The organism is Frankia sp. CcMO1 (assembly GCF_977945845.1).
This window is the reverse complement of the sequence record NZ_CDWTMG010000048.1, coordinates 1-24,972: the sequence shown is the minus strand read 5'-3', so window position 1 is coordinate 24,972 and position 24,972 is coordinate 1. Positions and strand designations below refer to the sequence as shown.

General features: G+C 71.4%; 21 protein-coding genes and 1 pseudogene. 12 read left to right on the top strand and 10 right to left on the bottom strand.

The window, feature by feature from the left end; translation table 11 throughout:
* The 3 genes from AC08OU_RS08955 to AC08OU_RS08945 all read left to right on the top strand — a co-directional run bounded on the left by AC08OU_RS08955 (position 1) and on the right by AC08OU_RS08945 (position 4,867).
* Positions 1-219, top strand: coding sequence for a helix-turn-helix domain-containing protein (locus AC08OU_RS08955; RefSeq protein ID WP_476604653.1), 219 nt, complete (start codon positions 1-3; stop codon positions 217-219).
* 734 nt (positions 220-953) lie between these two features.
* Complete coding sequence (locus tag AC08OU_RS08950; RefSeq protein WP_462203670.1) at positions 954-1,832, top strand: undecaprenyl-diphosphate phosphatase; 879 nt, start codon at positions 954-956, stop codon at positions 1,830-1,832.
* Between the two features lie 203 nt (positions 1,833-2,035).
* Positions 2,036-4,867: an HAD-IC family P-type ATPase gene (locus tag AC08OU_RS08945; protein WP_476598999.1), complete on the top strand. Its 2,832-nt coding sequence runs from the start codon at positions 2,036-2,038 to the stop codon at positions 4,865-4,867.
* Positions 4,868-4,889: 22 nt separating this feature from the next.
* Here the strand turns inward: AC08OU_RS08945 and AC08OU_RS08940 are convergent, their stop codons facing one another.
* From AC08OU_RS08940 to AC08OU_RS08925, 4 genes are all read right to left on the bottom strand, one after another.
* Entirely contained in the window at positions 4,890-7,130 is a 2,241-nt protein-coding gene (locus AC08OU_RS08940; RefSeq protein WP_476598997.1) for a bifunctional copper resistance protein CopD/cytochrome c oxidase assembly protein, read from the bottom strand.
* 178 nt (positions 7,131-7,308) lie between these two features.
* On the bottom strand, positions 7,309-8,079 hold the full coding sequence (locus AC08OU_RS08935) for a copper resistance CopC family protein (RefSeq protein ID WP_476598995.1): 771 nt from the start codon (positions 8,077-8,079) through the stop codon (positions 7,309-7,311).
* Positions 8,080-8,244: 165 nt separating this feature from the next.
* Positions 8,245-9,291, bottom strand: a complete 1,047-nt coding sequence (locus tag AC08OU_RS08930; protein ID WP_476598993.1) for a hypothetical protein — start codon at positions 9,289-9,291, stop codon at positions 8,245-8,247.
* 50 nt (positions 9,292-9,341) lie between these two features.
* Positions 9,342-9,614: a hydrogenase assembly protein HupF gene (locus AC08OU_RS08925; RefSeq protein WP_462187911.1), complete on the bottom strand. Its 273-nt coding sequence runs from the start codon at positions 9,612-9,614 to the stop codon at positions 9,342-9,344.
* A 387-nt stretch (positions 9,615-10,001) separates the two neighbouring features.
* Between AC08OU_RS08925 and AC08OU_RS08920 the strand changes: the two genes are divergently transcribed.
* Positions 10,002-11,669 carry an NAD-dependent protein deacetylase gene (locus tag AC08OU_RS08920; RefSeq protein ID WP_476604652.1) on the top strand — a complete coding sequence of 556 codons (1,668 nt, stop codon included), beginning with the start codon at positions 10,002-10,004 and terminating at the stop codon, positions 11,667-11,669.
* Here AC08OU_RS08920 and AC08OU_RS08915 read toward each other — a convergent pair.
* Together AC08OU_RS08915 and AC08OU_RS08910 are read right to left on the bottom strand one after the other, a co-directional pair.
* A complete protein-coding gene (locus tag AC08OU_RS08915) occupies positions 11,656-14,286 on the bottom strand; it encodes an ATP-dependent Clp protease ATP-binding subunit (RefSeq protein WP_476598987.1) in 2,631 nt (876 codons plus the stop codon). The two genes, AC08OU_RS08920 and AC08OU_RS08915, sit on opposite strands and share 14 nt — an antisense overlap.
* Complete coding sequence (locus AC08OU_RS08910) at positions 14,283-14,660, bottom strand: chaperone modulator CbpM (RefSeq protein WP_476598985.1); 378 nt, start codon at positions 14,658-14,660, stop codon at positions 14,283-14,285. The genes AC08OU_RS08915 and AC08OU_RS08910 overlap by 4 nt, the downstream gene beginning before the upstream one ends.
* A 337-nt stretch (positions 14,661-14,997) precedes the next feature.
* Between AC08OU_RS08910 and AC08OU_RS08905 the strand changes: the two genes are divergently transcribed.
* From AC08OU_RS08905 to AC08OU_RS08890, 4 genes are all read left to right on the top strand, one after another.
* A complete protein-coding gene (locus tag AC08OU_RS08905; RefSeq protein ID WP_476598983.1) occupies positions 14,998-16,215 on the top strand; it encodes a bifunctional transcriptional activator/DNA repair enzyme AdaA in 1,218 nt (405 codons plus the stop codon).
* Between the two features lie 222 nt (positions 16,216-16,437).
* Complete coding sequence (locus AC08OU_RS08900; protein ID WP_462203222.1) at positions 16,438-16,998, top strand: methylated-DNA--[protein]-cysteine S-methyltransferase; 561 nt, start codon at positions 16,438-16,440, stop codon at positions 16,996-16,998.
* Positions 16,995-17,711 carry a 2OG-Fe(II) oxygenase gene (locus AC08OU_RS08895; RefSeq protein ID WP_476593546.1) on the top strand — a complete coding sequence of 239 codons (717 nt, stop codon included), beginning with the start codon at positions 16,995-16,997 and terminating at the stop codon, positions 17,709-17,711. The genes AC08OU_RS08900 and AC08OU_RS08895 overlap by 4 nt, the downstream gene beginning before the upstream one ends.
* A 173-nt stretch (positions 17,712-17,884) precedes the next feature.
* Positions 17,885-18,094: a hypothetical protein gene (locus AC08OU_RS08890; RefSeq protein ID WP_462203221.1), complete on the top strand. Its 210-nt coding sequence runs from the start codon at positions 17,885-17,887 to the stop codon at positions 18,092-18,094.
* 86 nt (positions 18,095-18,180) lie between these two features.
* Here the strand turns inward: AC08OU_RS08890 and AC08OU_RS08885 are convergent, their stop codons facing one another.
* Positions 18,181-18,591, bottom strand: a complete 411-nt coding sequence (locus AC08OU_RS08885) for a hypothetical protein (protein WP_476604651.1) — start codon at positions 18,589-18,591, stop codon at positions 18,181-18,183.
* 32 nt (positions 18,592-18,623) lie between these two features.
* The gene (locus AC08OU_RS08880; RefSeq protein ID WP_462188661.1) at positions 18,624-18,956 is read right to left on the bottom strand and encodes a YnfA family protein; all 333 of its coding nucleotides are present in this window, start codon (positions 18,954-18,956) and stop codon (positions 18,624-18,626) included.
* A 195-nt stretch (positions 18,957-19,151) separates the two neighbouring features.
* On the opposite strand from AC08OU_RS08880, the gene AC08OU_RS08875 reads away from it, so the two are divergent.
* Both AC08OU_RS08875 and AC08OU_RS08870 read left to right on the top strand, forming a co-directional pair.
* Positions 19,152-20,399: a thiamine pyrophosphate-dependent enzyme gene (locus AC08OU_RS08875; protein ID WP_476602408.1), complete on the top strand. Its 1,248-nt coding sequence runs from the start codon at positions 19,152-19,154 to the stop codon at positions 20,397-20,399.
* Between the two features lie 101 nt (positions 20,400-20,500).
* Positions 20,501-22,258 (top strand): aldehyde dehydrogenase family protein, encoded by a 1,758-nt coding sequence (locus AC08OU_RS08870; RefSeq protein WP_476604650.1) that lies wholly within the window; start codon positions 20,501-20,503, stop codon positions 22,256-22,258.
* 118 nt (positions 22,259-22,376) lie between these two features.
* Here AC08OU_RS08870 and AC08OU_RS08865 read toward each other — a convergent pair.
* Positions 22,377-22,997: pseudogene (locus AC08OU_RS08865) on the bottom strand (acetoacetate decarboxylase family protein); the annotation flags it as partial.
* An 84-nt stretch (positions 22,998-23,081) separates the two neighbouring features.
* Here AC08OU_RS08865 and AC08OU_RS08860 point away from each other — a divergent pair.
* Positions 23,082-23,576, top strand: a complete 495-nt coding sequence (locus AC08OU_RS08860; protein ID WP_476604649.1) for an LppP/LprE family lipoprotein — start codon at positions 23,082-23,084, stop codon at positions 23,574-23,576.
* A gap of 177 nt (positions 23,577-23,753) precedes the next feature.
* Here the strand turns inward: AC08OU_RS08860 and mce are convergent, their stop codons facing one another.
* Positions 23,754-24,179 (bottom strand): methylmalonyl-CoA epimerase, encoded by a 426-nt coding sequence (gene mce / locus AC08OU_RS08855; protein WP_462188654.1) that lies wholly within the window; start codon positions 24,177-24,179, stop codon positions 23,754-23,756.
* A gap of 387 nt (positions 24,180-24,566) precedes the next feature.
* Between mce and AC08OU_RS08850 the strand changes: the two genes are divergently transcribed.
* The coding region (locus AC08OU_RS08850; protein WP_476604648.1) for a MerR family transcriptional regulator at positions 24,567-24,972 on the top strand (406 nt) is incomplete at its 3' end.

Sequence of the window (24,972 nt, the reverse complement as noted above, 5' to 3'; positions counted from 1 at the left end):
ATTCAGGCGATCGCCAGCCGTTGGGGTTTTGCGGACACGAGTCACTTCTGTCGAGAATTCAAACGGCTGTATGGTGCGACGCCGACTTGTTACCGTGATTCGGTCGCCTTATCGTTCGCCCACGTGGGCGAACCCGATTTTCGGGACGATCCGGACGGTGGAGCGCAGCCCTCCAGAACCGCGTCCCAGACGTCCAGGACGTCCAGGCTGCATGACTGATCGCGTCGTCCGTCCGGTCGGCACTTGTCCCGGATGTCCAGGACGGGCCGGACTGGCGGCGGGTCAGGTCGGGGGAGGCCGGGTTGGGTCGGATCAGGCGGGGCGAGCGGCCGGCTGGCCCAGCCAGCGTCGCACCAGACTGGTCAGAACCAGGATCACGGCTGTTCCGACCACTTCAATGATCACATTCGCGAGCAGATGACTCATCGTGCAACCTCCTATGCGTACTGTGTCGCTCCCCGGCCCTGATCGGGGCGCGCCAGACCGCCACGAGGCGGGCGGTCCGTACTTCCGGGTGACACGGTGCGGGCCAAAGATGAACAGAAAGCGAGCGATCTCGTTCGGTTGCATGGCCAGAGCATAAACCCGCCCGTTCGTCGCGGTCCGTGACTGTCCGACGAACCGCCAGGTCAGCCCGTGTGGGGGGCCTGCTGCGGGGTGGGCTCGGCCCGATCCGGCGGAACCCCGATCGGACCAGGTCGATCGGACCAGGTCGGAGGATCGGAGAAGGCGGGGACGCCGTCACCCGGCATCCGCCCGCACTTCACCCTTCGCTACGGTGAAGCCGTGGTCGGGTGTGCGTGGATGACGCGAACAGGTCGGGCGCGGAGCCGGCAGACCGATCGTCGTTCCGCGTGGCCTCCGGACCCGGCGGCCTCGCCGGACGGGCTGAACGGACCGGATGGGCCGGGTAGGCCGGACTCGTCTGGCTCGTGGGCCAGGTCGGCGCGTCGATGAACTTCTTCGAGGGGACGGTCCTCGGTCTCGTTCAGGGGCTCACCGAGTTTCTCCCGGTCTCGTCCAGCGCCCACCTGCGCATCGCCGCCGCGCTCGCCGGCTGGGAGGACCCGGGCGCCGCGTTCACCGCTGTGACCCAGATCGGCACCGAGGCCGCCGTGCTGATCTACTTCCGTAAGGATATCGCCCGCATCGTGGCGGCGTGGGCGCGCTCGCTCACCCGCCGGGCGATGCGTAAGGACCCCGACGCCCGGATGGGCTGGCTGGTCATCCTCGGCACCCTTCCGATCGGCCTGCTCGGGGTGACGCTGCAGGACGCCATCGAGGGCCCGTTCCGCGACCTGCGGCTGATTGCCACGACGCTGATCGTGCTTGGCCTGATCCTGGGCGGCGCGGACTGGTACGCCTCGAAGGGGCGGCCGCAGGGTCGTCATTCGCCGCCCCGCCCGCGCAAAGTGCTCGAGGACTTGTCGGTGCGTGACGGGCTCTTCTATGGCCTCGCCCAGGCTGCCGCGCTGATCCCCGGCGTCTCCCGGTCCGGTGCGACGATCAGCGGGGGCCTGCTCCTCGGCTACACCCGCGAGGCCGCGGCCCGGTACTCTTTCCTGCTGGCGATGCCGGCGGTGCTGGCGTCCGGGGTCTTCGAACTGCGCTCCATCGGTGGGAAGGATGCCGACGTCGCCTGGGGCCCGACGATCCTCGCCACGCTCGTGGCGTTCGCCACCGGGTACGCCGCGATCGCGTGGTTCCTACGGTACATTTCGACGCGCAGTTTCGCGCCCTTCGTGCTGTATCGCGTGGGGCTGGGGTTGCTGCTGTTCTCCCTGCTGGCCGGGGGTGCCCTCAGCCCCGGCGCCGGTGCCCCCCCGGGCTGAACGGGCGGGGAGCCCCAGGCGCGACCCACGTGCCTACGCCCGTCAACTACGGTGAGGGTCGGCGGTCCGCGTGTGCAGACGGTGAAGGTGTCTGCGGGACATATCCGAACGAGTCCGAGGCCCGCCCGACGTCGGTCGGGAAACCGATACCGATTCCGCTGCCGAGCCTCCGGCAGCGACCGCGACGGAGCGTGGAGGACGCCATGATTCGGCGAGGGGCCGCGGGATCGCGGCTGTCTCCGGGACGGTTCGACGACCGGGACCCCGCGTCCATCGACGCCCCCGCGTCCGCCAACGGGTCCATGCCCGCCGGCGGGGCCTGGTCCGTCGGCGGGTCCGGCCCCGCCGCGACCGGTCGATCCGCCGCCGGTCGATCCGCCGCCGGGCTGACCGCCGCCGAGGTCGCCGAACGCGTCGCCGACGGCCGCGTCAACGACGTGCCGGCCCGCTCCAGCCGTTCGCTGCGCGACATCATCCGTGCGAACGTCCTCACCCGGATCAACGCGATCATCGGCGTTCTGCTGGTCTTCGTCGTCATCGTCGCTCCATTCCAGGACGCCCTGTTCGGCGGCGTGATCATCGTGAACACCCTGGTCGGCCTGTTCCAGGAGCTGCGGGCGAAGCGCACCCTGGACCGGCTTGCCGTGGTGGGGGAGTCCCGGCCCGTCGTGCGGCGTGACGGTGTCGCCCGGGAGCTCCCCGCCACCGAGATCGTGCTGGACGACGTGATCGAGCTCGGCGCCGGCGACAAGATCTCCGTCGATGGCCTGGTCCTGGCAGCCGATCACCTGGAGGTCGATGAGTCGCTGCTCACCGGTGAGGCGGATCCGGTGCACAAGCAGCCCGGCGACATCGTCATGTCGGGCAGCTTCGTTGTCGCGGGGTCGGGGGCGTTCCGGGCGACCCGGGTGGGCCGCGAGGCCTACGCGGCCCGGCTCGCTAAGGAGGCGAGCCGGTTTACCCTGGTGCACTCCGAGCTGCGGGGCGGCATCAGCACCATTCTGCGGGTCGTCACCTGGATGATCATTCCGGCCGGCCTCGCGCTGATCATCAGCCAGGTGGTCGTCAACGACGACGACCTGCCCGAGGCCATCCGCCGGATGGTCGCCGGGCTCGTGCCGATGGTGCCGGAGGGCCTGGTGCTGCTCACGTCGGTCGCCTTCGCGGTCGGCGTGGTGCGGCTGGGCCGGCGGCAGTGCCTGGTGCAGGAACTGCCCGCGATCGAGGGGCTGGCCCGCGTCGACGTCGTCTGCCTGGACAAGACCGGCACCCTCACCGAGGCCGCGATGGACGTCGTGGAGCTGCGGATCGTCGAGCCGGGCACCGCCGGCGCCGTACCTGAGACGGGCGCCGCCTCCGGGGCAGGTGCGGCCGGAGAGCCGAGCACCCTCGTGCCGAGCGTGCTCGGCGCCCTCGGCGCGGCCGACAGCCGGCCGAATCCGAGCCTGCAGGCGATCATCGATGCCTATCCCGCCCCGCAGGGCTGGCAGGTGCGGGCGGACGCGCCGTTCTCCTCGGCGCGTAAGTGGAGCGGCGCGACCCTCGCCGCCGCGGACGGGACCGAGGGCACCTGGCTGCTCGGCGCGCCCGATGTGCTGCTGGCAGCTGGTGACCGGGTGCTCGCCACCGCGGACGAGTACGGGGCGCAGGGCCTGCGGGTGCTGCTGCTCGCTCGGTTCGGCGCGCCGCTGGCGGACGCACTGGCGGACCCGGCGACGGTGCCGACTGGCGTCGTCCCGGTGGCGCTCGTGGTCATCGCCCAGCGGCTGCGGGCGGATGCCCCGGATACCCTGCGGTACTTCGCCGAGCAGAACGTCGCCGCCAAGATCCTCTCGGGGGACAATGCGCTGTCGGTCGGCGCGGTCGCCCGCTCGCTGGGGCTGCCCGGCGCCGACGATCCCGTTGACGCCCGCACGCTGCCGACCGACCGGGCCGCGCTCGCCGACGCCATGGAGAGCCACTCGATCTTCGGGCGGGTCAGCCCGCAGCAGAAGCGGGAGATGGTCGCGGCGTTGCAGTCGCGGGGGCACGTCGTCGCGATGACCGGCGACGGCGTCAACGACGTCCTGGCGCTCAAGGACGCCGACATCGGCGTGTCGATGGGATCCGGCAGCCAGGCGACCCGCGCGGTCGCCCAGATCGTGCTGCTGAACAACAGCTTCGCGACGTTGCCGCCGGTGGTCGCCGAGGGGCGGCGGGTCATCGGCAACATCGAACGGGTCGCGAACCTGTTTCTGACCAAGACCGTCTATTCGGTCCTGCTCGCGATCGTGGTTGTGATCACCCAGGTGCCGTACCCGTTCCTCCCTCGGCATCTCACGCTCGTCGGGTCGCTGACGATCGGCATCCCGTCGTTCTTCCTGGCGCTGGCGCCGAACACCGAACGGGCGCAGCCGGACTTCGTCGGTCGGGTGCTGCGCTTCGCCCTTCCCGCCGGGTTGCTCGTCGCCGCGGCGACGATGACGTCCTACCTGCTGGCCCGGTCGCACTTCTATGGTCAAGACCTGGACACCGAGACCTCGATGGCGACGCTGACGCTGTTCGGAGTCGCGCTGTGGGCACTGGCGATCGTCGCCCGTCCGTACACCTGGTGGCGCATCGCGCTCGTGCTGACCATGGCGGTCGCGTTCGCGCTGGTCCTGGCCATCCCGCCCGGCCAGGAGTTCTTCCAGCTCTCCCTGGTGGGGACGACCGGGCCGTGGACGGCGGTCGGCATCGCCGCGGTGGCGGCGGTCCTGCTCGAACTCGTATGGGCGATCATCCGCCGGCAGCTGACGGTGGTGGCCGCGCGGGTGGACCTGGAAGCGGCGCGCCGCCCGCCGATTTCGCAGAGCAACGTGCGGATCCTGCCCGCGGTGCGGACCCTGCCCGCGGTGCGGACCCTGCCCGCGGTGCGGACCCTGCCCGCGGCGCCTGCCGAGGGTGCGCCTGCCGACAGCCCGCGGTCCGCGGTGGTCGCCCGTCCGGGGGTGGTCGTCCGTCCGGGCGGGAGGGCCGCGGCATCCGGTCCCGACGGCCCGCGGCCGACGCCGTAGTCGGGGTTCTCTCCCGGCCTGCCTATCCGGAGGTCTCGGCCTCAGCACCGGTCTCGGCCTCAGCGCTGGTCTCGTCTCCGGGGGCGGGCGAGGTCGTGCGTGAGGTGGCTGCTGTCGAGGCGGCGGCTGTCGCGGTAGTGGGGGTGGCCGCGGACGGCGTGCGCCGGGCCGGGCCGGCGGCGAGCCGGGTGAGGTAGGCGTTGTACGCGTCGAGTTCGGCGTCGACGTCACCAGCGGCGGCGATGCGCCGCTCCCGGGCCCGCGTCTGCCGCTCGTCCAGCCGGGACCACTGGATGGCCAGCACGATCAGCACGACAAAGGTGGGAATCTCGCCGAACGCCCAGGCGATGCCCCCGGCGGTCCGCTGGTCGCTGAGCGGTGAGACGCCCCAGGGCCGGACCAGGCGGTCGTACCAGCCTGAGCCGAGCAGGGCCGATGTGCTCATGATGGTCAGGCCGAGGAAGGCGTGGAACGGGACGACGGCCAGCAGCATCAGGACGCGGCCGGGATGCGGCAGCCGGCGGGGGAGCGGGTCGGTCCCGATCAGCAGCTCGAAGAACAGCACGCCGACCGCCAGGAAGTGCACGTTCATGTACAGGTGGCCGAGATGGTTGCGCATGAGGGTCGACAGCAGCGAGCTGAGGTAGAGCACGTAGAGGCTGCCGGCGAAGTTTGCCGTCACGAGCAGCGGATGGGTCAGGATGCGTACCGGCCAGGACCGCAGCGTTCTCAGCAGCCATTCGCGCGGTCCGGTGCGGTGCGGAGCCGTGGCGGGCCGCACCGCCCGCAGCGCCAGGGTCACCGGCGCGCCGAGCACCAGCGGGATCGGGGCCAGCATGCTGAGCAGCATGTGCTGGCTCATGTGCACGCTGAGCAGGACCGGCCCGTACAGCCCGAGTCCGCTCGATGTGGCGACCACGACGACGAGCAGGCCGGCGAGCCAGGCGATGGTGCGCCCGAGCGGCCAGGGGGCGCCGCGTGCCCGTAGCCGGCGCAGGCCGGCGAGGTAGAGCAGGGCGGCGGTGACCGCGCCGGCGAGGAAGACCCAGTCGATGCGCCAGTCGGTGGCGAGCCGCACGGCGGTGATCGGTGGGGGCATCGGGTATCCGAGCAGCGTCTGGGTCGGATCGTCGGGAACGAGTGCGTCGTTCACCGGTGGCGCCGTGCGGGACAGTCCGACGGCCAGTCCGACCGTGGCCGTGAGAACGGTGAGCTCCACGCCGGCGATGCGCAGGAAACGAGCGACCGCGGTAGTCCCGTCGGTGCCGGTCCGGCGGGTGTTCGTCTGAGCAGTGCCGGTCTGGTCGGTGGTGCCGGTCTGGTCGGTGGGCGTCCTCACCGCGAGCCCGGCGACGATCCGGCGGCGCACCAGACCACCGAGCGTGACGGCGGCCAGCAGGCCCGCGGCCTTGAGCAGGACCAGCAGACCGTAGCGGGTGTCCCACAACGGGGTGAAGCCGCCGAGCCGCAGGGCCGCACCGGCGATCCCGCTGATCGCCGTGACGGCCGCCGCCCCGGCCGCGAACCGGCTGTACCGGCGCAGCGCCGGGCCGAACGAGCCCACCGGCAGCCGCACCGCGGTGAGCAGGCCGAGTAGACCACCCACCCAGGCCGTGGCCGCGAATACATGCACGCCGAGGGCCACCACTGCGATCGCATGATCGCCGGACGTGGCGGCGTGGCCAACCAGGATCGGCGGCACGATGCCGGCGACCGCGACAGCGAGCAGGGCCCCGGCCGCGGTTGTCGTCGTGACCGTACGGCCGATCATCGCGATGACGGCCGCCAGGGCCGCCACGACGAGCAGTGCCCGGCCCTGGGAGGTGGTGGAGACGAAGGAGCGCAGCGAGGAGACGCCCAGGACGTCGCCGGCCGGGCGCGCGGAGATCTCGGACAGGGTGAACAGCAGCTCCACGAGGGTGGCCACCATCCACAGAGCCGCGGCGTTCGCCGCGTACCGGCCGCACCGCCGGGCCGTGGGGGACAGGATGCCCACCCGCGACTCGTTGCCGGCCGCACCGCGTTGCGCCGAACGGCCGCGTTGCGCCGAACGCCCGTGTTTCGCCGGAAGAAGGACGGCGGCCGCGAGAAGCCACCCGATCGTCCCCACGGCGGCGATCTTGCCGACCAGATGCGTGAACGGCAGTGCCCAGTAGGTGGGCGTGCCGGACGAAGGCAGGCCGGGCAGCCGCAGGGGGCCTGGCCCGAAACCGACGGTCAGGGCCAGCGCCACGCATCCGGCCGCGACGGCGACGGGCGCCATCCGTCCGACCGCCGCCGTCCGTCCGTCCCCCGAGGTGGAGCGGCTGGCGGGGCTGGTTCTGGTGGGAGCGGCGGCATACGGAGGAGCGGCCGGACCCGCGGGCGTGATGGGGCCTGCGGGCGTGGTGGAGTTGTTCGTTATGGCGGGGTCTTTCCTGGTGACGGGGGTGTCCATAGGGTCAGCGCGCTCCGGAGTGACGTCGCCGCAGGGCGAACAGGGTGCCGCCGCCGAGCGTGAGGACACTGGCGATCACAACGGGGAGTATCCAGCCACCGCCACCGTCACCGCCGTCCGCGGATCCCGTATCGGCCGTGATGGCAGTGACGGCCGCGGACGGGGCCGGCGCGGCACCCGTGGTCGGGCTTGCGGTGGCTGCCGGGGTCGGCGTCGTGGTGACCGGGGACGGGGGCGGGGATCCCTCCTGGCCCGCGGACGCCGTGCCGCCGGCAACGGTGAAGGCGAACTCGCCGCCGACCGGATGACCGTCCTCGGACACGACCCGATAGGCCACCGTGTAGCGACCGTGGCGGAGAGCGGTGAGGTCCTGGTGGACGCTGCCGCCCTCGACGCGGGTGGCACCGGCGGTCACGCTGGCGCCGTCGGCCGCTGTGACGGCGACGTTCGTGTAGCGCGGGGACACTGGCTCGTTGAACATCAGGATGATCTCATGTGGCGGGGCGGTGAGAGTGCTGTCCGCCACCGGGGTGCTGGTGACCAGGCGTGAATGCGCCGATGCGGGGGTGGCCAGTCCGAGCAGGACCGCCGGGACGAGCGCCGCGACGAGGCCAAGCGCCACAACCAGGCTGATCGCCGCGGCGAGGCCGGTTGGCCCCGTGCCGCCCGTACCACCGGTGGCGCGGGCGGCACCGGTGGGGTTGGCGAACCGGGTGCCGCTCCTACTCGGGACTGCCGTACGCCGTCTCGCGGACAGCCTCGCCTGTAGTCGCACCCAGCAGATTCTACGCGCCGTAGAAACGTGACCACCGCGTCCGATCCAAGATAATCAACAATGTTGACATCCTCCCGGCGCGTAGGTTCCGCTCGCTGTTCCCGCTGCTGTTGCTGCTGACGACCGGCCTCGGCTCATCGGCCGAGGCCGATGGCGGGCCGGCGGTCAGCTGCCGCCGTCGTGGTCCACCGGAGCCGGCCGTGGATGATCGGGAAGGACGATCGGCGCGACGAGCACGGTGTCATGGCCGTCCGTGGTGGCCACGAGCGCGGGCCAGAGGCCGTCGTTGACGCAGTTCTTCGCGAATTCGCTGGCCCGGGTCGGGGGAGAGGCCAGGGACACGAATCGGCCCTCGGTCGTCGCGAGGAGCAGGTGCGCGCCGATCAGGGAGTGCCGCATCGCCTGTTCCCGGTGCCGTCGGCGGCGCGCCTCGAGGGAGACGTGATCCATCGCTTCCTCGGCCGGAAGATGCCAGCCCGAGGTGTTCACCAGTTCCGCCCGGAGCCGGACCAGGCGATGTGCTCCGGTTCCCCCGGCCTGGTGTGCCCAGGTCTGCAGTCCGGCGCTCAACCGCAGCTCTCCCTGCACGGCCCAGCTGTCCCAGGTGATGCGGGTCGGTTCCGCCTCGCCGTGGCCGCTCACGGTTTCCACCCGCCGACCGGCGGGGGCGCTGAACCGGATGGTGTGGGGTGGTCCGAGTCCCGCCGAGACGCCACCGCTCGCCGGACCGGCCAGCTCCCATGGATTCGGCCGTGGCGCGCTCAGGCGGGGCAGCCAGTTCCGCCGCGGCCCCGCGGCGGTCGGTACCGCGCTGCCGGGAGGCGCCGCCAACAGGTCCGTGACCGTCACCACATCGTCGACCTGGCGCGGGATGAACTCGTCCCAGCCGCGGGGCTCGGCATCTCCCGCGGGCCAGCCGCCCGGTGGAAACCGGCCCCCATCCCCGGGGCCACGATCCACGGAACGGGCCGTCAGCTGCAGGTAGCGCACCCGGACCCGGAGCACGGTGTCGGGGCCGCATTCCAGGAGACACTCCGAGTGGGCATGCGAACGCTCCCCCGGGTGGGCGAGGGCATAGGACGACGGGGTCAGCACCCCGATCCGCCGGTCTGAGCCGCAGGTGGTGGCGCGGTCGGGATGGGTGGACTCGCCGCGGTAGATCTCAGCGTCCGCGATCGCCGCGGTCTGGTCGAACGGCGAACAAACCGTCATTGCATCTCCCTGCCCTGGACGGGCCTGGCCCGGACGAACGAACGGATGGGCTAGAGAACGGCGATCGCCTCCCCGGCGTGGACCAGCACGGCATCTCCGGGATGGGCGTCGACCAAGGCGATGCCCACCTCCTCCGTTCCGGCGGGAGTGCGAACGACAGCGAGGGCTCCGGGCAAGAGACGGATGACCTCCGCCTCGATGGTCTCCTCCGACCGGGCGATGCGCCCGGCCGCCTCACATACCGGCGCGGCCGGACCGGGATGGACCGAGGCCAGCTCGGCCTCCATCGCGGCCGGTCGGCCCGCGCTCGTGCCGGCGGTCATGCCGACGGTTTTGACGGTGGTCCTGGTTGTGGTCGACGCGGCTGACCTGCCGTGACCGACTGAGCTGCCGTGACCGACTGAGTCGGAGGGGTGGCGCCGGGCATCCCCCGACTCGGCGTGCCTGGTGCCGACCTGTGCGTTCTCGCCGTCCATCGTCGTAACCACCCTCGGGAAGGCTGGCTTTGCCGCAACCGTACGACCCTGGGCCTGATCACACCACACGGCTAGGACGACTACACGACGTATCGATGCCGGTGTCCGAAACATCAACCTGCCGGGACGTCTCCCCCCGGGCTCCATCCCCGGACGGGCGGGGAGCGGACGGGCGGGGAGCGGTGGCGCGGAACGGGCATCCGGGGCACGGCCGGATCGGGCAGCATAGACGGTGTGAGGGACGGTGTGCGACAGCAGGTGACGGGTGGCGGGGGCGAGGCATTCGACCGGCTCTGCTCGCTGGCCGCGGCCGGCGGGGTCGTGGTGGTGACCGGTGCGGGGATCTCCACCGACTCCGGTATTCCGGACTACCGGGGTCCGAACGGGGCACTGCGCCATCACACCCCGATGACCTACCAGGAGTTCACCGATGATCCCGCGGCCCGGCACCGCTACTGGGCCCGCAGCCATGCCGGGTGGCGGCGGGTGGCCCGGGCGGAGCCGAACCCGGGCCACCGTGCACTGGCCCGGTTGGAGCAGGACGGCCTGGTGACCGGTGTCGTGACGCAGAACGTCGACGGCCTGCACCAGCGTGCCGGCTTACGGCGCGTCATCGATTTGCACGGCAGGCTGTCGCGCGTGCTATGCCGCGGCTGCGGCGACGTGAGCCCTCGCCTCGAGCTCGACCAGCGTCTGCGGGCGGTCAATCCCGGATTCCATGTCGGCGCCGCGCAGAGCAACCCGGACGGCGATGTCACGCTCCCCGACGACATGGTCGCCGCCTTCGTCATGGTGGGCTGCCGCCGGTGCGACGGTGACGAGCTGGAACCGGACGTGGTGTTCTTCGGCGCGACCGTGCCGCGGCCGCGTGCCGCGGAGGCGTTCCGGCTGGTCGAGGGGGCCAGGGCGCTGCTGATCCTCGGATCGTCGCTGACGGTGATGTCCGGCTACCGGTTCGTGCTCCGTGCGGCGGAGCTCGACATCCCGGTCGCGATCGTCAACCAGGGTCCGACCCGGGGGGACAGCCGCGCGGCCGTCCGGGTCGACGCGCCTCTGGGCCTGGTGCTTCCCCGCCTCGCCGCCGCCGTGACGCCCCCGTCCCCCCGTTCTCCCGTTCCCCCGTCCCCCGTTCCCCCGTCCCGCCCGGGCCGTTACCCACCATGCGCTCGCTCGCGTTCCCGGGGGACTACTTCCTGGAGCTGTGAGGATGGGGGGATGCGATCGGTTTCCCACGTCTACCCGGGCGATCTCACGTTCCGCCGTGCGACCAAGGCCGACGTCGCGGCGATCGTCGAGCTCGTCGAGTCCGCGTACCGGGGGGAGCCCAGTCGCGCGGGGTGGACCACCGAGGCCGACCTGCTCGCCGGGCGGCGCACCGACGCCGCCGCGGTCGGCGCGGCATTGGCGGCGCCGGACAGCGTGGTCCTGCTCGCGCAGGACCCGGACGGAACCCTCCTCGGTTGCTGCCACGTGGAACGACGGGTCGAGCCACCGGCCCGGTCGGAGCACGCGGCGACCGAGGTGACCCGGTCGGGGCATACCACCCGCGGGCAGGCTGACGCGGAGCGGTGTGGCCCGGATGCATCACCGTCGACCGGGTCCTACTTCGGCATGTTCGCGGTAAGCCCGACCCGCCAGGGCAACGGGCTCGGCGACACGCTGCTGCGGCTCGCCGAACGGCACGCCGTGACGGCCTGGTCCGCGGCCTGGATGGACCTGCTGGTCATCGCCCAACGGGCCGAACTGATCGCCTGGTATCAGCGGCGCGGATACGTCCTGACCACCAGAACGAGCCCGTTCCCCTACGACGACGAACGGTTCGGCCGGCCGCTGCGACCGGATCTCTACTTCGCCGTCCTCCGCAAGAGGTTCGGAGACCGCCCGGGGTTCAGCGACCGCTGAGCGTGCCGGACCGTCCGTGCCGGACCGTCAGCGCGTCTCCGGCGAGGTCGACGACCACCGCGGAACCGTCGTCGACCTCGCCGGCGATCATCTCCCGCCCGATCCGGGTCTCCACCTCGCGTTGCAGGTAGCGGCGCAGCGGGCGGGCGCCGTGGACTGGGTCGTAGCCCTGACGGGCGATGAACATCCTGGCCGGCTCGGTGATGTTCAGGGTGATGCGCCGATCCGCCAATCGGGCCCGCAGGTCGTCCACCAGCAGGTCGACGACCCGCTCGATCTCGGGCAGGGTCAGCGGGGAGAACAGCACGACTTCGTCGACCTGGTGAAGGAACTCGGGCCGGAAGGCCCGGCGCAGGTCGGCCGTGATCCGAGCGCGGACCTCGGGTCCGGCCGTCCCGTCAGCGTCCGGACCGCCCGTGAGCCGTTCGGACCCCACGCCAGAGGCCAGGATGACGACGGTGTCGCGGAAGTCGACGGTGCGTCCCCGGGCGTCGGTGAGCCGACCGTCGCCCAGGACCTGCAGCAGGACGTTGAGGACGTCGGCGTGTGCCTTCTCGATCTCGTCGAACAGCACCACCGCGTAGGGCTTGCGTCGTACCGCCTCGGTGAGCTGCCCGCCCTCGACGGGCCCGGTCTGGCCGGGTGGGGCGCCCAGTAGCCGGCCGACGCTGTGCCGCTCCTGGTACTCGCCCAGGTCGATGCGGATCAGACTGTCCTCGGAGTCGAACAGGGCCGTCGCCAGGGCCCGGGCCAGCTCGGTCTTCCCGACCCCCATCGGCCCGAGGAAGAGGAATGACCCGATCGGGCGGCGCGGGTTCCCGATGCCCGCGCGGGCCCGGAGCACCGTGTCGGCGACGAGCCGCACCGCCTCGTCCTGTCCGACGACCCGGGCGCGCAGGACCTGGTCGAGGCGTCGCAGCTTCTCCCGTTCCCCCTCGAGGAGCCGGGCCACCGGGATCCCCGTCCAGCGGGAGACCAGATCGGCGATCTCGTCGGCGGTCACAATCTCGCGCAGCAACCGGTGGCCGCCCCGCCGGGGGGTGAGCCGTTCGGACTCGTCGGCGAGCCGCCGGTCCAGTTCGGGCAGGCGGGTGTGGCGCAGTTCCGCCGCGGTCGCCAGGTCGTGTGCCCGTTCGGCCTCCTCGGCCCGCCGCCGGGCCTGTTCGATCTCCTCCCGCAGCCCCCGGACTCGCCTAATGGCCTGGCGTTCGGCCTCCCACCGCGCGCGCATCGCGTTCGCCGCGGCCCGCACGTCGGCGAGCTCCCCACGGAGCTGGTCCAGCTGGGCGATGCTCGCCGGATCGGATTCCTGCGCGAGCGCGGCCTCCTCGATCTCCAGTCGGACCACCCTGCGGGTGATCTTGTCGAGGGCGGTCGGCATCGAGTCGATGTCGGTGCGCAGCATGGCGCCCGCCTCGTCGACGAGGTCGATCGCCTTGTCCGGCAGGAAACGGTCGCTGATGTACCGATGGGACAGCACCGCCGCCGAGACCAGTGCCGCGTCGGCGATCCGAACCCCGTGGAAGATCTCCAGCCGTCCTCGCAGCCCGCGCAGGATAGAGATGGCGTCCGTCACTGATGGTTCATCGATTATGACTGTCTGGAACTGGCGTGCGAACGCGGGGTCGGACTCGATCTGCCGGCGGTACTCCTCGAGTGTCGTCGTCCCGATCAGGTGCAGGTCGCCGCGGATCAGTAGCGGCTTGAGCACGTTGCCGGCATCCGTCGTCCCCTCGGCGGCACCCGCCCCCAGGACGGCGTGTAGTTCGTCGACGAACAGCAGGATCCGCCCCTCGGACGCCGTGACCTGGGCCATAACCGCCTTGAGTCGTTCCTCGAACGCACCGCGGTGCGCCGTCCCGGCCGCCAGCGCGCCCAGGTCGAGCTGGAACACCCTCCTGTTCCGCAGGCTGTCCGGAACGTCCCCGCGGAAGATCCGGTCGGCGAGGCCCTCGACGATCGCGGTCTTGCCGACTCCGGGGTCGCCGAGCAGCACGGGATTGTTCTTCGTCCGGCGGGACAGGATCTGGATCACTCGGCGGATCTCGGCGTCCCGCCCGATCAGGGGGTCGAGGCGGCCGTTGCGGGCGTCGGTGACGAGGTCGCGTCCGTACTTCTCCAGCGCGTCGTCCGTGGCCGTCGGCGAGGCGGAGATGATGCGCCGGTCTCCGCGCACCCGGGTCAGCGCGATGAGCAGGCGTTCCCGGGTCAGACCCTGCTCGTGCAGAATCCGGCCGGCCGGTGTCGTGGGTCCCTCCTCGAGCAGGGCCAGCAGCAGGTGCTCGACCGAGATGTACTCGTCGCCCAGGCGGTGTGTCTCCCGTTCGGCGGCGTCGAGGGCCCTGGACAGACGCTGCGTCATGTACACCTCGCCCGGTCGGACCCCCGGCCCGGACACCCGCGGTCTGCGCTCCAGCTCCGCCTCCACCGCACCGGTGAGGGCGGGTGGGGTACCACCCGATGCGATCATGAGGCGCGGGACCAGTCCGTCCGGCTGCTCGACGAGCGCGGCGAGCAGATGTTCCCCGTCGATCTCGGTGTGGCCGAACCGCATCGCCCTGGTCTGGGCCGCCTTCAACGCGTCCTGGGCGCTCTCGGTCAGCTTGGTCGACTTCATCGGTACTCCTCGCCGGGGCCGTCGCGATGGCCGCGGATGCGCTGTTCGAGTTCGTCGATGCGGTCGCGCAGGTCCAGCACGACGCCGGTGGCCGCATAGGTAATGCCGAGGTCGCGGCGCAGCCGTTCGATGCGCACCGCCTGCCCGACCGCGCAGACCGGCAGCCACCACTGCCCCGCCTGGCCGACGCGCACGTCGAGCAGGCTGAGGGCGACCAACCGGCGGACGATGTCCGGGCCCAGCCGGGTGCGCAGGCAGAAGGAGTCCAGCCCGAGAAGATCCAGACCGGGTTCGACGCCGCCCAGGTGGGTGATCCCGGTGACCGGGACGGTCGGGACGGTCGGGTCGGGATCGCTTCCGGCTGCCCTTCCCACGATTACCTCCTGCTGATGGATGCCTCCTGCTGATGGGCCGATCCGGTGGTCCCCCGCCCACCTGGGGATGTGGAGGGCCGGTCCGGAGGAGCACACCGCCCGTGCGGCGGAGACCGGGCCTGGGCGCGGGTACGGTCGAGCCGGATCATCTCTGGGTAGCGGTCCGATTACCCATGTGACCGTAGGTCGAACCCGATGGCGTTCGCAACCAGAGGTGACGACTCCACGACGGATAGGTGTGGTCTCCGGGGATGGCCGCGCCCGCCATGCGCCCACGGGCACGACGTCCGATTTCCGCCAGCATGCGAGACAGGACTCGTCGAGAGTAGGTGGAGTGATGACGGACCAGAGCCGCTACGAGGCGCTGCGCAGCCGGGACGCGCGCTTCGATGGCGCGTTCTTCTTCGCCGTCACCACCACCGGCATCTACTGCCGCCCGAGTTGTCCAGCCGTCACGCCGAAGCGGGAGAACGTCCGGTTCTTTCCGACGGCCGCGGCGGCGCAGGGCTCGGGCTTCCGGGCGTGCCGGCGGTGCCGTCCCGACGCGGTGCCCGGCTCGGCCGAATGGAACGTTCGCGCCGACGTGGTCGGCCGTGCGATGCGGCTGATCGGCGACGGCGTGGTCGACCGGGAGGGTGTCTCGGGGCTCGCGGCGCGCCTGGGCTACAGCGTGCGGCAGCTTCAACGGCAGATGAACGCGGAAGTGAGCGCGGCACCACTCGCGCTGGCCCGTGCACAGCGGGCGCAGACCGCGCGGGTACTGCTCCAGACCACCGACCTGGCGGCGACGGGCATCGCCTTCGCGGCCGGGTTCGCGAGCGTCCGGCAGTTCAACGACACCATCAGGATGATCTATGCCGCCACGCCGAGCGAACTGCGGGGCGGGCGCCCGGCGCGTCCGGTGACTCCGGCCCGGTCCGCCGTACCGGGTCACAACCGGGATGCGGCTGGGCTGGTGCTTCGGCTCGGTTATCGGGAGCCGTACGCGGTCGACGAACTCGTCGCCTACCTTCAGCGACGCGCGATCCACGGCGTCGAGGAGGTCGTCGGCCGGCCCGGTGAGCGAACGTACCGGCGAACCCTGCGGCTGCCGAGAGGAAGCGGCGTTGCGGAGGTCGACGAACGGGCGGGTAACGGAGGGTGGCTGGAGTGCCGTCTGTTGCTGACCGACCTACGCGATCTGACCACCGCGGCGCAGCGGGTCCGGTGCCTGTTCGACCTGGACGCCGACCCGCGCGCCGTGGTGGAACGACTGTCGGCGGCTCGGCGACGCGCTGGTTGCCGCGTACGGGGAACCGCTTCCCACCCCCGATGGTGGTCTCACCCACCTGTTTCCGCGGGTCACCGACCTCGCCGAGGCGTCGTTGACCGAGCTGGGGATGCCACAGAGCAGGCGCGATACGTTGCGCACGCTCAGTGCCGCGCTCGCCGACGGCACCGTCCGTCTCGACCCGGGCGTCGACCGCGACGAGGCGGAGAAGGAGCTGCTGCTCCTGCGGGGCGTCGGTGCGTGGACGGCGGGCTACATCCGGATGCGGGCACTGGGCGACCCTGACGTCCTGTTGGAGAGTGACGTGGCCGCCCGGGCCGGGATGCGGCGGGTCGGCGCGGCTCTGGCGGACGCCGCGGCCTGGCGGCCCTGGCGCTCCTACGCCATGCACCATCTGTGGGGGGCCGGGAGCGGAGGACCATCGTCGGGTCAGTCGCCGGACCAGTCACGAGTCGACGACGGCACCGGTCCGCGGAGGATCGATGGCACGGGAAAGGATGACAGCCGATGACCGTCTACACGACCCTGGACAGCCCGCTGGGCGAGCTGCTGCTGGTGGGAGAGGAACTGGTGGGAGAGGAATCGGACGGCGTGGCGGGCGGGATCGCCCTGAGCTCCCTGTCCATGCCTGAGCAGAGGGGAGCCGTGACGGTGGCGCCGCACTGGCGGCGTGCCCCGAGGTCCTTCACCGAGGCCGCCCGGCAGATCGAGGAGTACTTCGCCGGCGAGCGCCGGGTCTTCGAGCTGGAGTTCCTCACCCATGGCACTGCGTTCCAGGAACGGGTCTGGCGGGCGCTGGAGACCATCCCGTACGGGACGACGACCAGCTACGGCCGCCTCGCTGAACGGACCGGCGCCGCCCGCGGCGACGTGCGGGCCGTGGGCGCCGCGGTCGGCGCGAACCCCCTGCTGCTCGTGCGTCCCTGCCACCGCGTGATCGGAGCCGACGGCACCCTGCGCGGCTACGCGGCCGGACTCGCCCGCAAGGAGGCACTGCTGCGCCATGAGGGGGTACTCGCGCCGATGTTGGATGCGCCGATGTTGGACGCGGCGGCGGCCTGGTCGTGACGGGTACCGGCCGGCTACCGTCACCGGACAACGTCGACTGGGCGCCGATCGGAGCAGAGCTGGACGTGGTGGGCTGCGCGCTCACCCCTGGGATCCTCACCCCGGCGCAGTGCCACGCCCTCGCGGAACTGTACGACGAGACGCGGCACTTCCGCTCCACGGTCGACATGGCCCGGCACCGGTTCGGGTCAGGAGAGTACCGATACTTCGGCCATCCGCTCCCAGAACTGGTCCAGCGGCTGCGCGAGACGCTCTACCCGCACCTGCTGCCCGTCGCCCGGGATTGGGCCGGTCGACTTGGCCGGCCGGCCCCGTGGCCGGACACCCTCGGCTCCTGGCTCGGCCGGTGCCACCAGGCTGGGCAGACCAGGCCGACGCCGCTGCTGCTGCGTTACGGCCGGGGTGACTGGAACGCGCTGCATCGCGACATCTATGGGGAACTCGTCTTCCCGCTCCAGGTCGTCATCGGCCTCGACGTGCCGGGCGAGGACTACACCGGCGGGGAGTTCCTGCTCGTCGAGCAGCGCATGCGCGCCCAGTCCCGCGGAACCTCCCTCGTCCTGCCGCAGGGGCACGCGCTGGTCTTCACGACCCGGGACCGGCCGGTGCGCTCCGCCCGCGGCTGGTCCGCCTCGGCGGTGCGCCACGGGGTGAGCACCGTCCGCTCGGGCCGGCGTCACGCCCTCGGCCTGGTCTTCCACGACGCTGCGTGACGCATCTACCCAGCAGCGGGAGCCAGTAGTGGGAGCGGTTGTGTGGCCGGGCTGGTAGGGCTGGCGACTGCCGGCTGGATGATCATCAATGCCATCGCCTCGGTGAGGGCAGCACTCCTGGCCGGGGAACGCCGTCTACGCGGCGACGAAGGCCGCGGGAGGCGGCCTGAGCGATGGGCCTGGGCGAACGAGTTTGGGGGAGCTGGACACGGTTCTCGGGGGCGAAAGCGTATCCAGCTCCCCTGGACGCCTGCGAAGCGCCGCCGTGTCTCCTCGATGCTCTTGTCGACCTCGGCGTGGCTGATCTGGTCGGTGAAGGCGAGACGCTGGAGGGTGAGGTGCAGTCCTTCGGCCGGTACTGGGTCGAGGACGGGCAGGCGTAGCCGGTCCAGGCTGGCGAAGCGGACCCAGTCGTCGACGACTGGGTCCGCGGTGCGCGAGGTGGTCAACCTCGCTGTCAGCGACACCGCTAGGGACGGCTCGCGGGCAGCAGCGGCGCGGTGCGTAGCAGCGCCAGCAGCGGCCGGACCTCGTCGGGCACCGGCTCGGAGAACGTCCGCACCGCGTGCTCCCCGGGCCGGTCGATCTCCAGGGTGTAGACGAACCGGTCCGCGCCGATGTCGTGCCGCTCCCGGGCCTCGGTGGAACCCCGGGGCGCGGTGGAACCCCGGGCCTCGGTGGAATCTACCTGACTGGCATCCGCGGCGTCCGTTGTGGCCGCGAGATCGCCGTGATGCACCGCCTCGCGGGCCAGGCGGCGCAGGTTCTCGGCTTCCTGCTTACTGAGATCGGCCGTGTCCAGACCGCGGCGCACGCTGCGCCCGAGAAGTCCACCGGAACGCTCCAGCACGACCCATACACGTTCCGCGGTGCGCGCCATGAGCCATATTGTGCGCCGTCAGCCGTCAGCCGTCACACGCGCCGGGCGTACATGATGACGGCGACGCCGAGCAGGCAGATCGCGGCTCCGGCGAGGTCGTAGCGGCCGGGTCGGAAGGCGTCGACGGTCACGCCCCAGAGCAGGGAACCGGCGACGAAGACCCCGCCGTAGGCGGCGAGGACCCGGCCGAAGTGCGCGTCCGGCTGGAGGGTCGCGACGAAGCCGTAGGCGGCCAGGAACCCGATCCCGAGCCCCACCCAGACCGGCCCGCGGTGCTCGCGCACGCCCTGCCACACGAGCCAGGCACCACCGATCTCCGTGACCGCGGCCACCATGAACAGCAGCAGAGACCGGACGACGCCCACGTGCTTCACGATAGTCAGTATCCTCCCGGCATCGTCCTGCGGCCTCGGAATCCTGTGGCCGGAATCTCGTCGTTACCTCGCCCGTGTTTTCACCCCGTCCGCACCGCGTAGTGTCGCACGGGTACACCGCTCTTTTTCGATGGTTTCCGATGGTAGGACGTCCTGTGATCTTCGGGTGGGGGAAGGGTACTCGGTATGAATGTCGTACGGGATCCGGAACTGATTACCGGCGGGCCGATGCAGCGGCTCGAACCGGATTCGGTGGGCGGTCCCGTTCCGCATCATTTTCCCGGTGCGTTCGGGGAGAACACCTCGCCCGCGGCGGGTGAACTCGACGATGGCGGCATCCGACTGCTCGCCCCCGATGGTTCGTTGGTCACCGATTCTCGGTTCTCGGTGCTCGCCGACCACGAGCTGCGCATGGAGTTCTACACCTCCATGTTCCTGGTCCGCCGGCTGGACGAGGAGGCCACGGCCCTGCAACGTCAGGGTGAGCTGGTCCTGTGGATTCCGCTGCGGGGGCAGGAGGCCGCGCAGGTCGGATCCGCCGCGGCCTCGCGTCCCCGGGATTACCTGTTCCCCAGTTACCGGGAACACGCGGTCGCCTGGCACCGCGGTGTCCCGGCGGTCGAGGTGATTCGGCTGCTGCGGGGAGTGAGTCACGATGGCTGGGATACGCACCGTCACAATATGGCTAATTACACGATTGTTCTGGCGGCCCAGACGCTGCACGCCGTCGGTTTCGGGATGGGGGTGCTCCTTGACGGCGCCGCCGGCACCGGCACCGGCGACACTGGCACTGGCGACACCGATACCGGCGACACCGATACCGACCTGGCGGTGATGGTGTATCTCGGTGACGGTGCGATGAGCCAGGGTGATGCCAACGAGGCATTCGTGTGGGCGGCGAGTTTCGGTGCGCCCGTCGTCTTCTTCTGCCAGAATAATCAGTGGGCGATTTCCACGCCGAGCCGGCGGCAGTCCCCGGTGCGGTTGGCCCGCCGGGCCGACGGGTTCGGCTTCCCCGGCCTGCGCGTCGACGGTAACGACGTGCTCGCGGTGCATGCGGTGACCACCTGGGCGCTCGACCATGCGCGCAGCGGTCGCGGCCCGGTGCTCATCGAGGCCAACACCTACCGGATGGCCCCGCATACCACCTCCGACGACGCGACCCGCTACCAGCCGCCGGAGGAGATCATCGCCTGGCAGGCCCGGGATCCCATCGAGCGCCTCCGTCGGCTGCTCGCCGCCGATATTGAGGCCGGCTGGTTTGACGAGGTCCGCCGGCGGGCCGACGCCGCCGCGGCCGATCTGCGCCGGGACATCCTCGCCCTCGACCCGCCGGACCCCTCCTCGATGCTCGACCATGTCGCCGCGGAGGAGACGGCCGATCAGCGCCGGCAACGGGAGTGGTTCGCCGCGTACCGCGACTCGTTCCTCTGAGGATGATCTGAGGATGACGGGACTCGTTTCTCTGCGGGTGGCGGTCATATCCTCGCCGGGTAAGGGAAGGACGTTCCGTCACCAGCGGCGAGGAGCTCCCCATGCGGCCGACCGTGACGACCCCGGACGAGGAGACGACCTCGGAAAACCCGACGAACCCGACAAACCCGGAGACCGTGGCGAATCGGGAGACCGGGGTGACTGGCGCGGTCGGCCCGGAGGCGGGCCCGGAGGCCGGCATCGGGACGCTCCTGTCGACGGATCCGGCCACCGGCGCGGTGGTCGCGAGCTTCCCGGTGATGGAGCCGACCCAGGTGCGGGCGGCCGTGGCGGCCGCCCGGTCGGCGGCGGGCTGGTGGGCGGGGCTTACGGCGGCACGGCGGCGCGACTATCTGCTGCGCTGGGCGGCGCACCTCGTCCGCCACGAGACTGAGCTGATCGACCTCCTGCACGCCGAGAACGGCAAGACCGCCGCCGATGCCCGCATCGAGCTGCTGCTGACGCTGGAACACATCCGCTGGGCGGCCCGCAACGCCGCCCGCGTGCTGCGGACCCGTCGGGTGTCGCCCGGCCCGTTCCTGGCGAACCACACCGGACGGATCGAGTACCGCCCGTTCGGGGTCGTCGGGGTGATCGGGCCGTGGAACTACCCGCTGTTCACCCCGAGCGGTTCGATCGTGTATGCCCTGGCAGCCGGTAACACGGTGGTCTTCAAGCCCAGCGAGTACACCCCGGCGGTGGGCGCGTACCTGGTCGCGGCGTTCGCCGCGGCGAATCCGGACGCGCCGGCCGGGGTCCTGACCATGGTCACCGGCTTCGGTCCGACCGGTGCCGCCCTGTGTACCGCCGGGGTCGACAAGATCGCCTTTACCGGCTCGCCCGCGACCGGCCGCCTGGTCATGGCGGCCTGCGCGTCGTCCCTCGTCCCGGTGGTGATCGAATGCGGCGGCAAGGACCCGCTGATCGTCGCCGACGACGCTGACGTGGCCGCCGCCGCCCGGGCAGCGGTCTGGGGAGCGATGTCCAATGGCGGGCAGACCTGTGCCGGGGTCGAGCGGATCTACGTGACCGAGGCGGTCGCCGCGCCCTTCCTCGCCGCACTGCGCCGCGAGCTCGACGGGGTTCGTCCCGGCGCCGACCGGGACGCATCCTACGGTCCGATGACGATGCCCGGCCAGGCGGCGATCGTGCGCCGCCACGTGGCCGACGCGCTGGCCCGCGGCGCGACCGCCCTGATCGGCGGGACGGAGTCGGTGGGGGACACCTTCATCGAACCGGTCGTGCTGGTCGACGTGCCGGAGGGCAGCCCCGCCGTGCAGGAGGAGACGTTCGGGCCGGTCGCCACCGTCCGGACCGTCGCCGACGTCGACGAGGCCGTCACGCTGGCCAACGGCACCCCGTACGCGCTCGGTGCGACGGTCTTCTCCCGGTCCCGGGGAGACGAGATCGCCAGCCGGCTCGACGCCGGGATGGTGTCCGTCAACGCGGTGCTGGCGTTTGCCGGGATGCCCGCCCTGCCCTTCGGGGGCAGCGGCGAGAGCGGGTTCGGCCGGGTGCACGGCGCGGAGGGGCTGCGCGAGTTCGTCCGCCCCCGCTCGGTCGCCACCCTGCGGATGCACGTGCCGGGAGCGACCCTGACCACCTTCCGCCGGGTGCCGGGTGCGCTCGCCGTCACAGCGGTGGCGGCGCGGCTCCGGCACGGCGGCGGCTGGGCCGGGCGGGTCAGGCCGGTCGGCGGGGCGGCTGGGCCTCTCGACAGGCCCCTCGGCGGGCACGCCGGGCCGGACGAGGGATTCCGTCCCGGCCGGCTCCGGCTCCGGCTCCGAAAATCATCCGGAAGTCGTCCAGACGGACGGTGAGCCGAGGCCGGAGCCCGGTGAGGAAACCCAGCGGGCCCTCCGCCGCCGGGTCCCATCGTGACCGGTGCAGGGCGAGCCGCCCGGCCAGCCGCACCGGGCTCACCCGGGGCTGGCCGTCGAGATCCTGCACCACGCGGAAGCGGACCGGCCACCTGCCCGGCAGCCGCTGTCCCCGGCTTACCGCCGCGGCGACGATTGTCCTGGTGGCGTCTGTCCTGGTGGCGTCCCGGGCGTGCAGGTGGGTGCCGCCGGCGTCCCGGGCCGTTTCCGGTCGTGTGGACGTGCCCGGTCGTTCGGTGAAGACGGCCAGTTCCTTGGGAATCCCCCACAGGGCGCGACCGCCGACCTGGGACGCCGGGCTGTCCACCCAGATATGCGGGACCGTCACGTGCAGGTGCCGCCTGTGCCATACCAGCAAGGCGGCCATGACCGCACGGTAGGCGAGGACGCCACGCGGATCGTAGCGAACCCAGGCGGTGGCCACCGGGACCCGGCCGAGAACGGTCACCGCCCGGGGAGGGGCGCCGGCCAGCGCCGCGCGGGGCACGAACCAGACGGAGATGACCATCGTACCGCGCAGCTCCCAGGGTTCCGGCGGATACGCCACCCACCAACATGTAGTGCCCCCCGACAGTGGTCCCCGACAGTGCCCCCCGACGGCACGGCTTCCCGCCCGTTCCGGTGTGGAGCCTGCCGGATCCGCCGGCCGGGGGGCGGACCGGTCCGAATCCGGCGACATACCGGCCATACCCCCTAGCTGGTCGGCGCCCACCGAAGAGGGCATCTAGGTTGGGTCGGGTCAGCACGGAACCTGGGAGGTCTCATGGCGCTACGTCGCGGACTTGCCGTTTCAGTGATGATCGGTACGCTTATCCTGATGGGCGGGATCGCCGGGACAGCCTCCGCTGTCTCGTCCACATCCGGCGCCCCGGCGCTGAGCATTGCCAACGCCGCGGCGTTGGTTCGATCGGCGGGGTACACGCCGATCGTCCTCGGTGGTTATGACCGGAGCAACGATCTCAGCGTGATCGTCGGACTGCTGTCGACATCCGGGGACGGGCATCCGCAGCGGGCGTTCTTCTTCCACCGTGGCCGGTTCGTCGGCTACGACTTGCCGCAGCCGAGCGCCACGATCCGCTGGATCTGGTCCACCGACCGGGTCGTCGCCCTGCAGTACGACCTCTACCGGCCAAGCGATCCGATGTGCTGCCCGACGGCGGGTGGTGCGACCGTGCGTTACCAGTGGAACGGTTCATCGGTGGTCCCGCTCGATCCGGTCCCGACCGCGAACGTGTCCGCCGCGAGAAGCCGCCGCTGATCCGCGACCGCTGATCCGCGACCGCTGATCCCCGGTCCATGATCCGCCCTGGGCCGGGGCAGCCGCCGGGGAGTCGCCGGGTGCGCCGCCGGGGATTCGTTGCCCCGCGCCTTCGCTGCCCCGCCCGAACAGGGGCCGGACAGGGGATGGCGGCAACGCGGGGCCGTCCGGCCCGGCTCAGTGCCCCTCGGCGGCCTCGACGAGTTCGGTGAGCACGCCTCCGAGGCCCTTGGGATGGATGAACGCGATCCGGCTGCCGGCGGTGCCGTGCACCGGAGTCTTGTTGACCAGATCGAATCCGGTCGTGGTCAGGGCCGCGAGGGCGCTGTCGATGTCGGCGACGCCGTAGGCGATGTGGTGGATGCCCGGCCCCCGCTTGGCCAGGAACTTCCCGATTGGGCTGTCCTCGCGCAGCGGTTCTAGCAGTTGGACGTAGGAGTTCCCGGTCTTGCCGCTGTGGACCAGCAGCATCGCCTCGCGCACCCCCTGGCGCTCGTTCTCCTCCTGGTGCACGACCTCCAGACCGAATGCCTCCTCATAGCGGGGGATGGCCTCGGTGAGGGAAGCCACCGCGATCCCGACGTGGTCGATCCTGGTCAGCACAGCCGTCTCCTCGTTCTGCCGGCCCGCGATCGGGGCCTGTCCGCCGATGTCCCACCGCCCCTGGCGCGAAGCGACGGGGTCTGCACTGAGCCTGCCGGTTCACGATCCCGGCGTCGACCGATCGGCCCCCGTGACGTGGGGTGACGTGGGCGACCCGGGCCGGGCCCCACCCTGCCCGCGGCCTCGCCAGGGGTCCACGTCGCCGGGGTGACTGTTGTCGTGGATGTTACCGTGGGCGGATATTGTTCTTCCGGTGTGTTTGCGGGATGGCGGTGTGGTGTTCGGGGCCTCGTTGCAGACTCCGTTCAAGTCCCCGGAAGACAGGCCGTAGAGTCAAGTGCCAACTATTTTAGCCCGAGTCTTCGAGGCACGAACGTAAGGGTTACGGTGTCCACGACGCGTCGTGATCGTTCCGCGTTCCGCGCGGCCCGCGGAAACACCCGTCAGATAGGTGGGGTTGCCGAGTGGGTCGGGCTTTCGCTGCGTGCGGTCCGGTACTACGAGGAAGCCGGACTGCTTACTCCCGCTGGACGTACGCCGGGTGGCTTCCGCCTGTACGACGACGAGGCCGTCGATCGACTGCTCGTCATCAAGAAGATGAAGTCGCTGGGGTTCACCTTGGAGGAGATGCGGTCGCTGTTGTCGGTGCGCGACGAGCTGTCGGATTCGACGATCTCCGAGAGTCGGCGGACCGAACTGCGTGAGCGGCTGCATACCTGGGTCGTGCTGGCTGAGGAGAAGCTGGCCACCCTGCGGCAGCAGGCGGGAGTCGCGGAGGACTTCGTCATCGGGG

What these genes read in the sequence shown, in the direction of transcription:
- AC08OU_RS08950 (WP_462203670.1), top strand. Translation starts at nt 954, where the DNA reads ATGAACTTCTTCGAGGGGACGGTCCTCGGTCTCGTTCAGGGGCTCACC.
- AC08OU_RS08945 (WP_476598999.1), top strand. Translation starts at nt 2,036, where the DNA reads ATGATTCGGCGAGGGGCCGCGGGATCGCGGCTGTCTCCGGGACGGTTC.
- AC08OU_RS08940 (WP_476598997.1), bottom strand. Translation starts at nt 7,130, where the DNA reads ATGGCGCCCGTCGCCGTCGCGGCCGGATGCGTGGCGCTGGCCCTGACC.
- AC08OU_RS08930 (WP_476598993.1), bottom strand. Translation starts at nt 9,291, where the DNA reads ATGACGGTTTGTTCGCCGTTCGACCAGACCGCGGCGATCGCGGACGCT.
- AC08OU_RS08925 (WP_462187911.1), bottom strand. Translation starts at nt 9,614, where the DNA reads ATGACCGCCGGCACGAGCGCGGGCCGACCGGCCGCGATGGAGGCCGAG.
- AC08OU_RS08915 (WP_476598987.1), bottom strand. Translation starts at nt 14,286, where the DNA reads ATGAAGTCGACCAAGCTGACCGAGAGCGCCCAGGACGCGTTGAAGGCG.
- AC08OU_RS08905 (WP_476598983.1), top strand. Translation starts at nt 14,998, where the DNA reads ATGACGGACCAGAGCCGCTACGAGGCGCTGCGCAGCCGGGACGCGCGC.
- AC08OU_RS08900 (WP_462203222.1), top strand. Translation starts at nt 16,438, where the DNA reads ATGACCGTCTACACGACCCTGGACAGCCCGCTGGGCGAGCTGCTGCTG.
- AC08OU_RS08890 (WP_462203221.1), top strand. Translation starts at nt 17,885, where the DNA reads ATGGGCCTGGGCGAACGAGTTTGGGGGAGCTGGACACGGTTCTCGGGG.
- AC08OU_RS08885 (WP_476604651.1), bottom strand. Translation starts at nt 18,591, where the DNA reads ATGGCGCGCACCGCGGAACGTGTATGGGTCGTGCTGGAGCGTTCCGGT.
- AC08OU_RS08875 (WP_476602408.1), top strand. Translation starts at nt 19,152, where the DNA reads ATGAATGTCGTACGGGATCCGGAACTGATTACCGGCGGGCCGATGCAG.
- AC08OU_RS08870 (WP_476604650.1), top strand. Translation starts at nt 20,501, where the DNA reads ATGCGGCCGACCGTGACGACCCCGGACGAGGAGACGACCTCGGAAAAC.
- AC08OU_RS08860 (WP_476604649.1), top strand. Translation starts at nt 23,082, where the DNA reads ATGGCGCTACGTCGCGGACTTGCCGTTTCAGTGATGATCGGTACGCTT.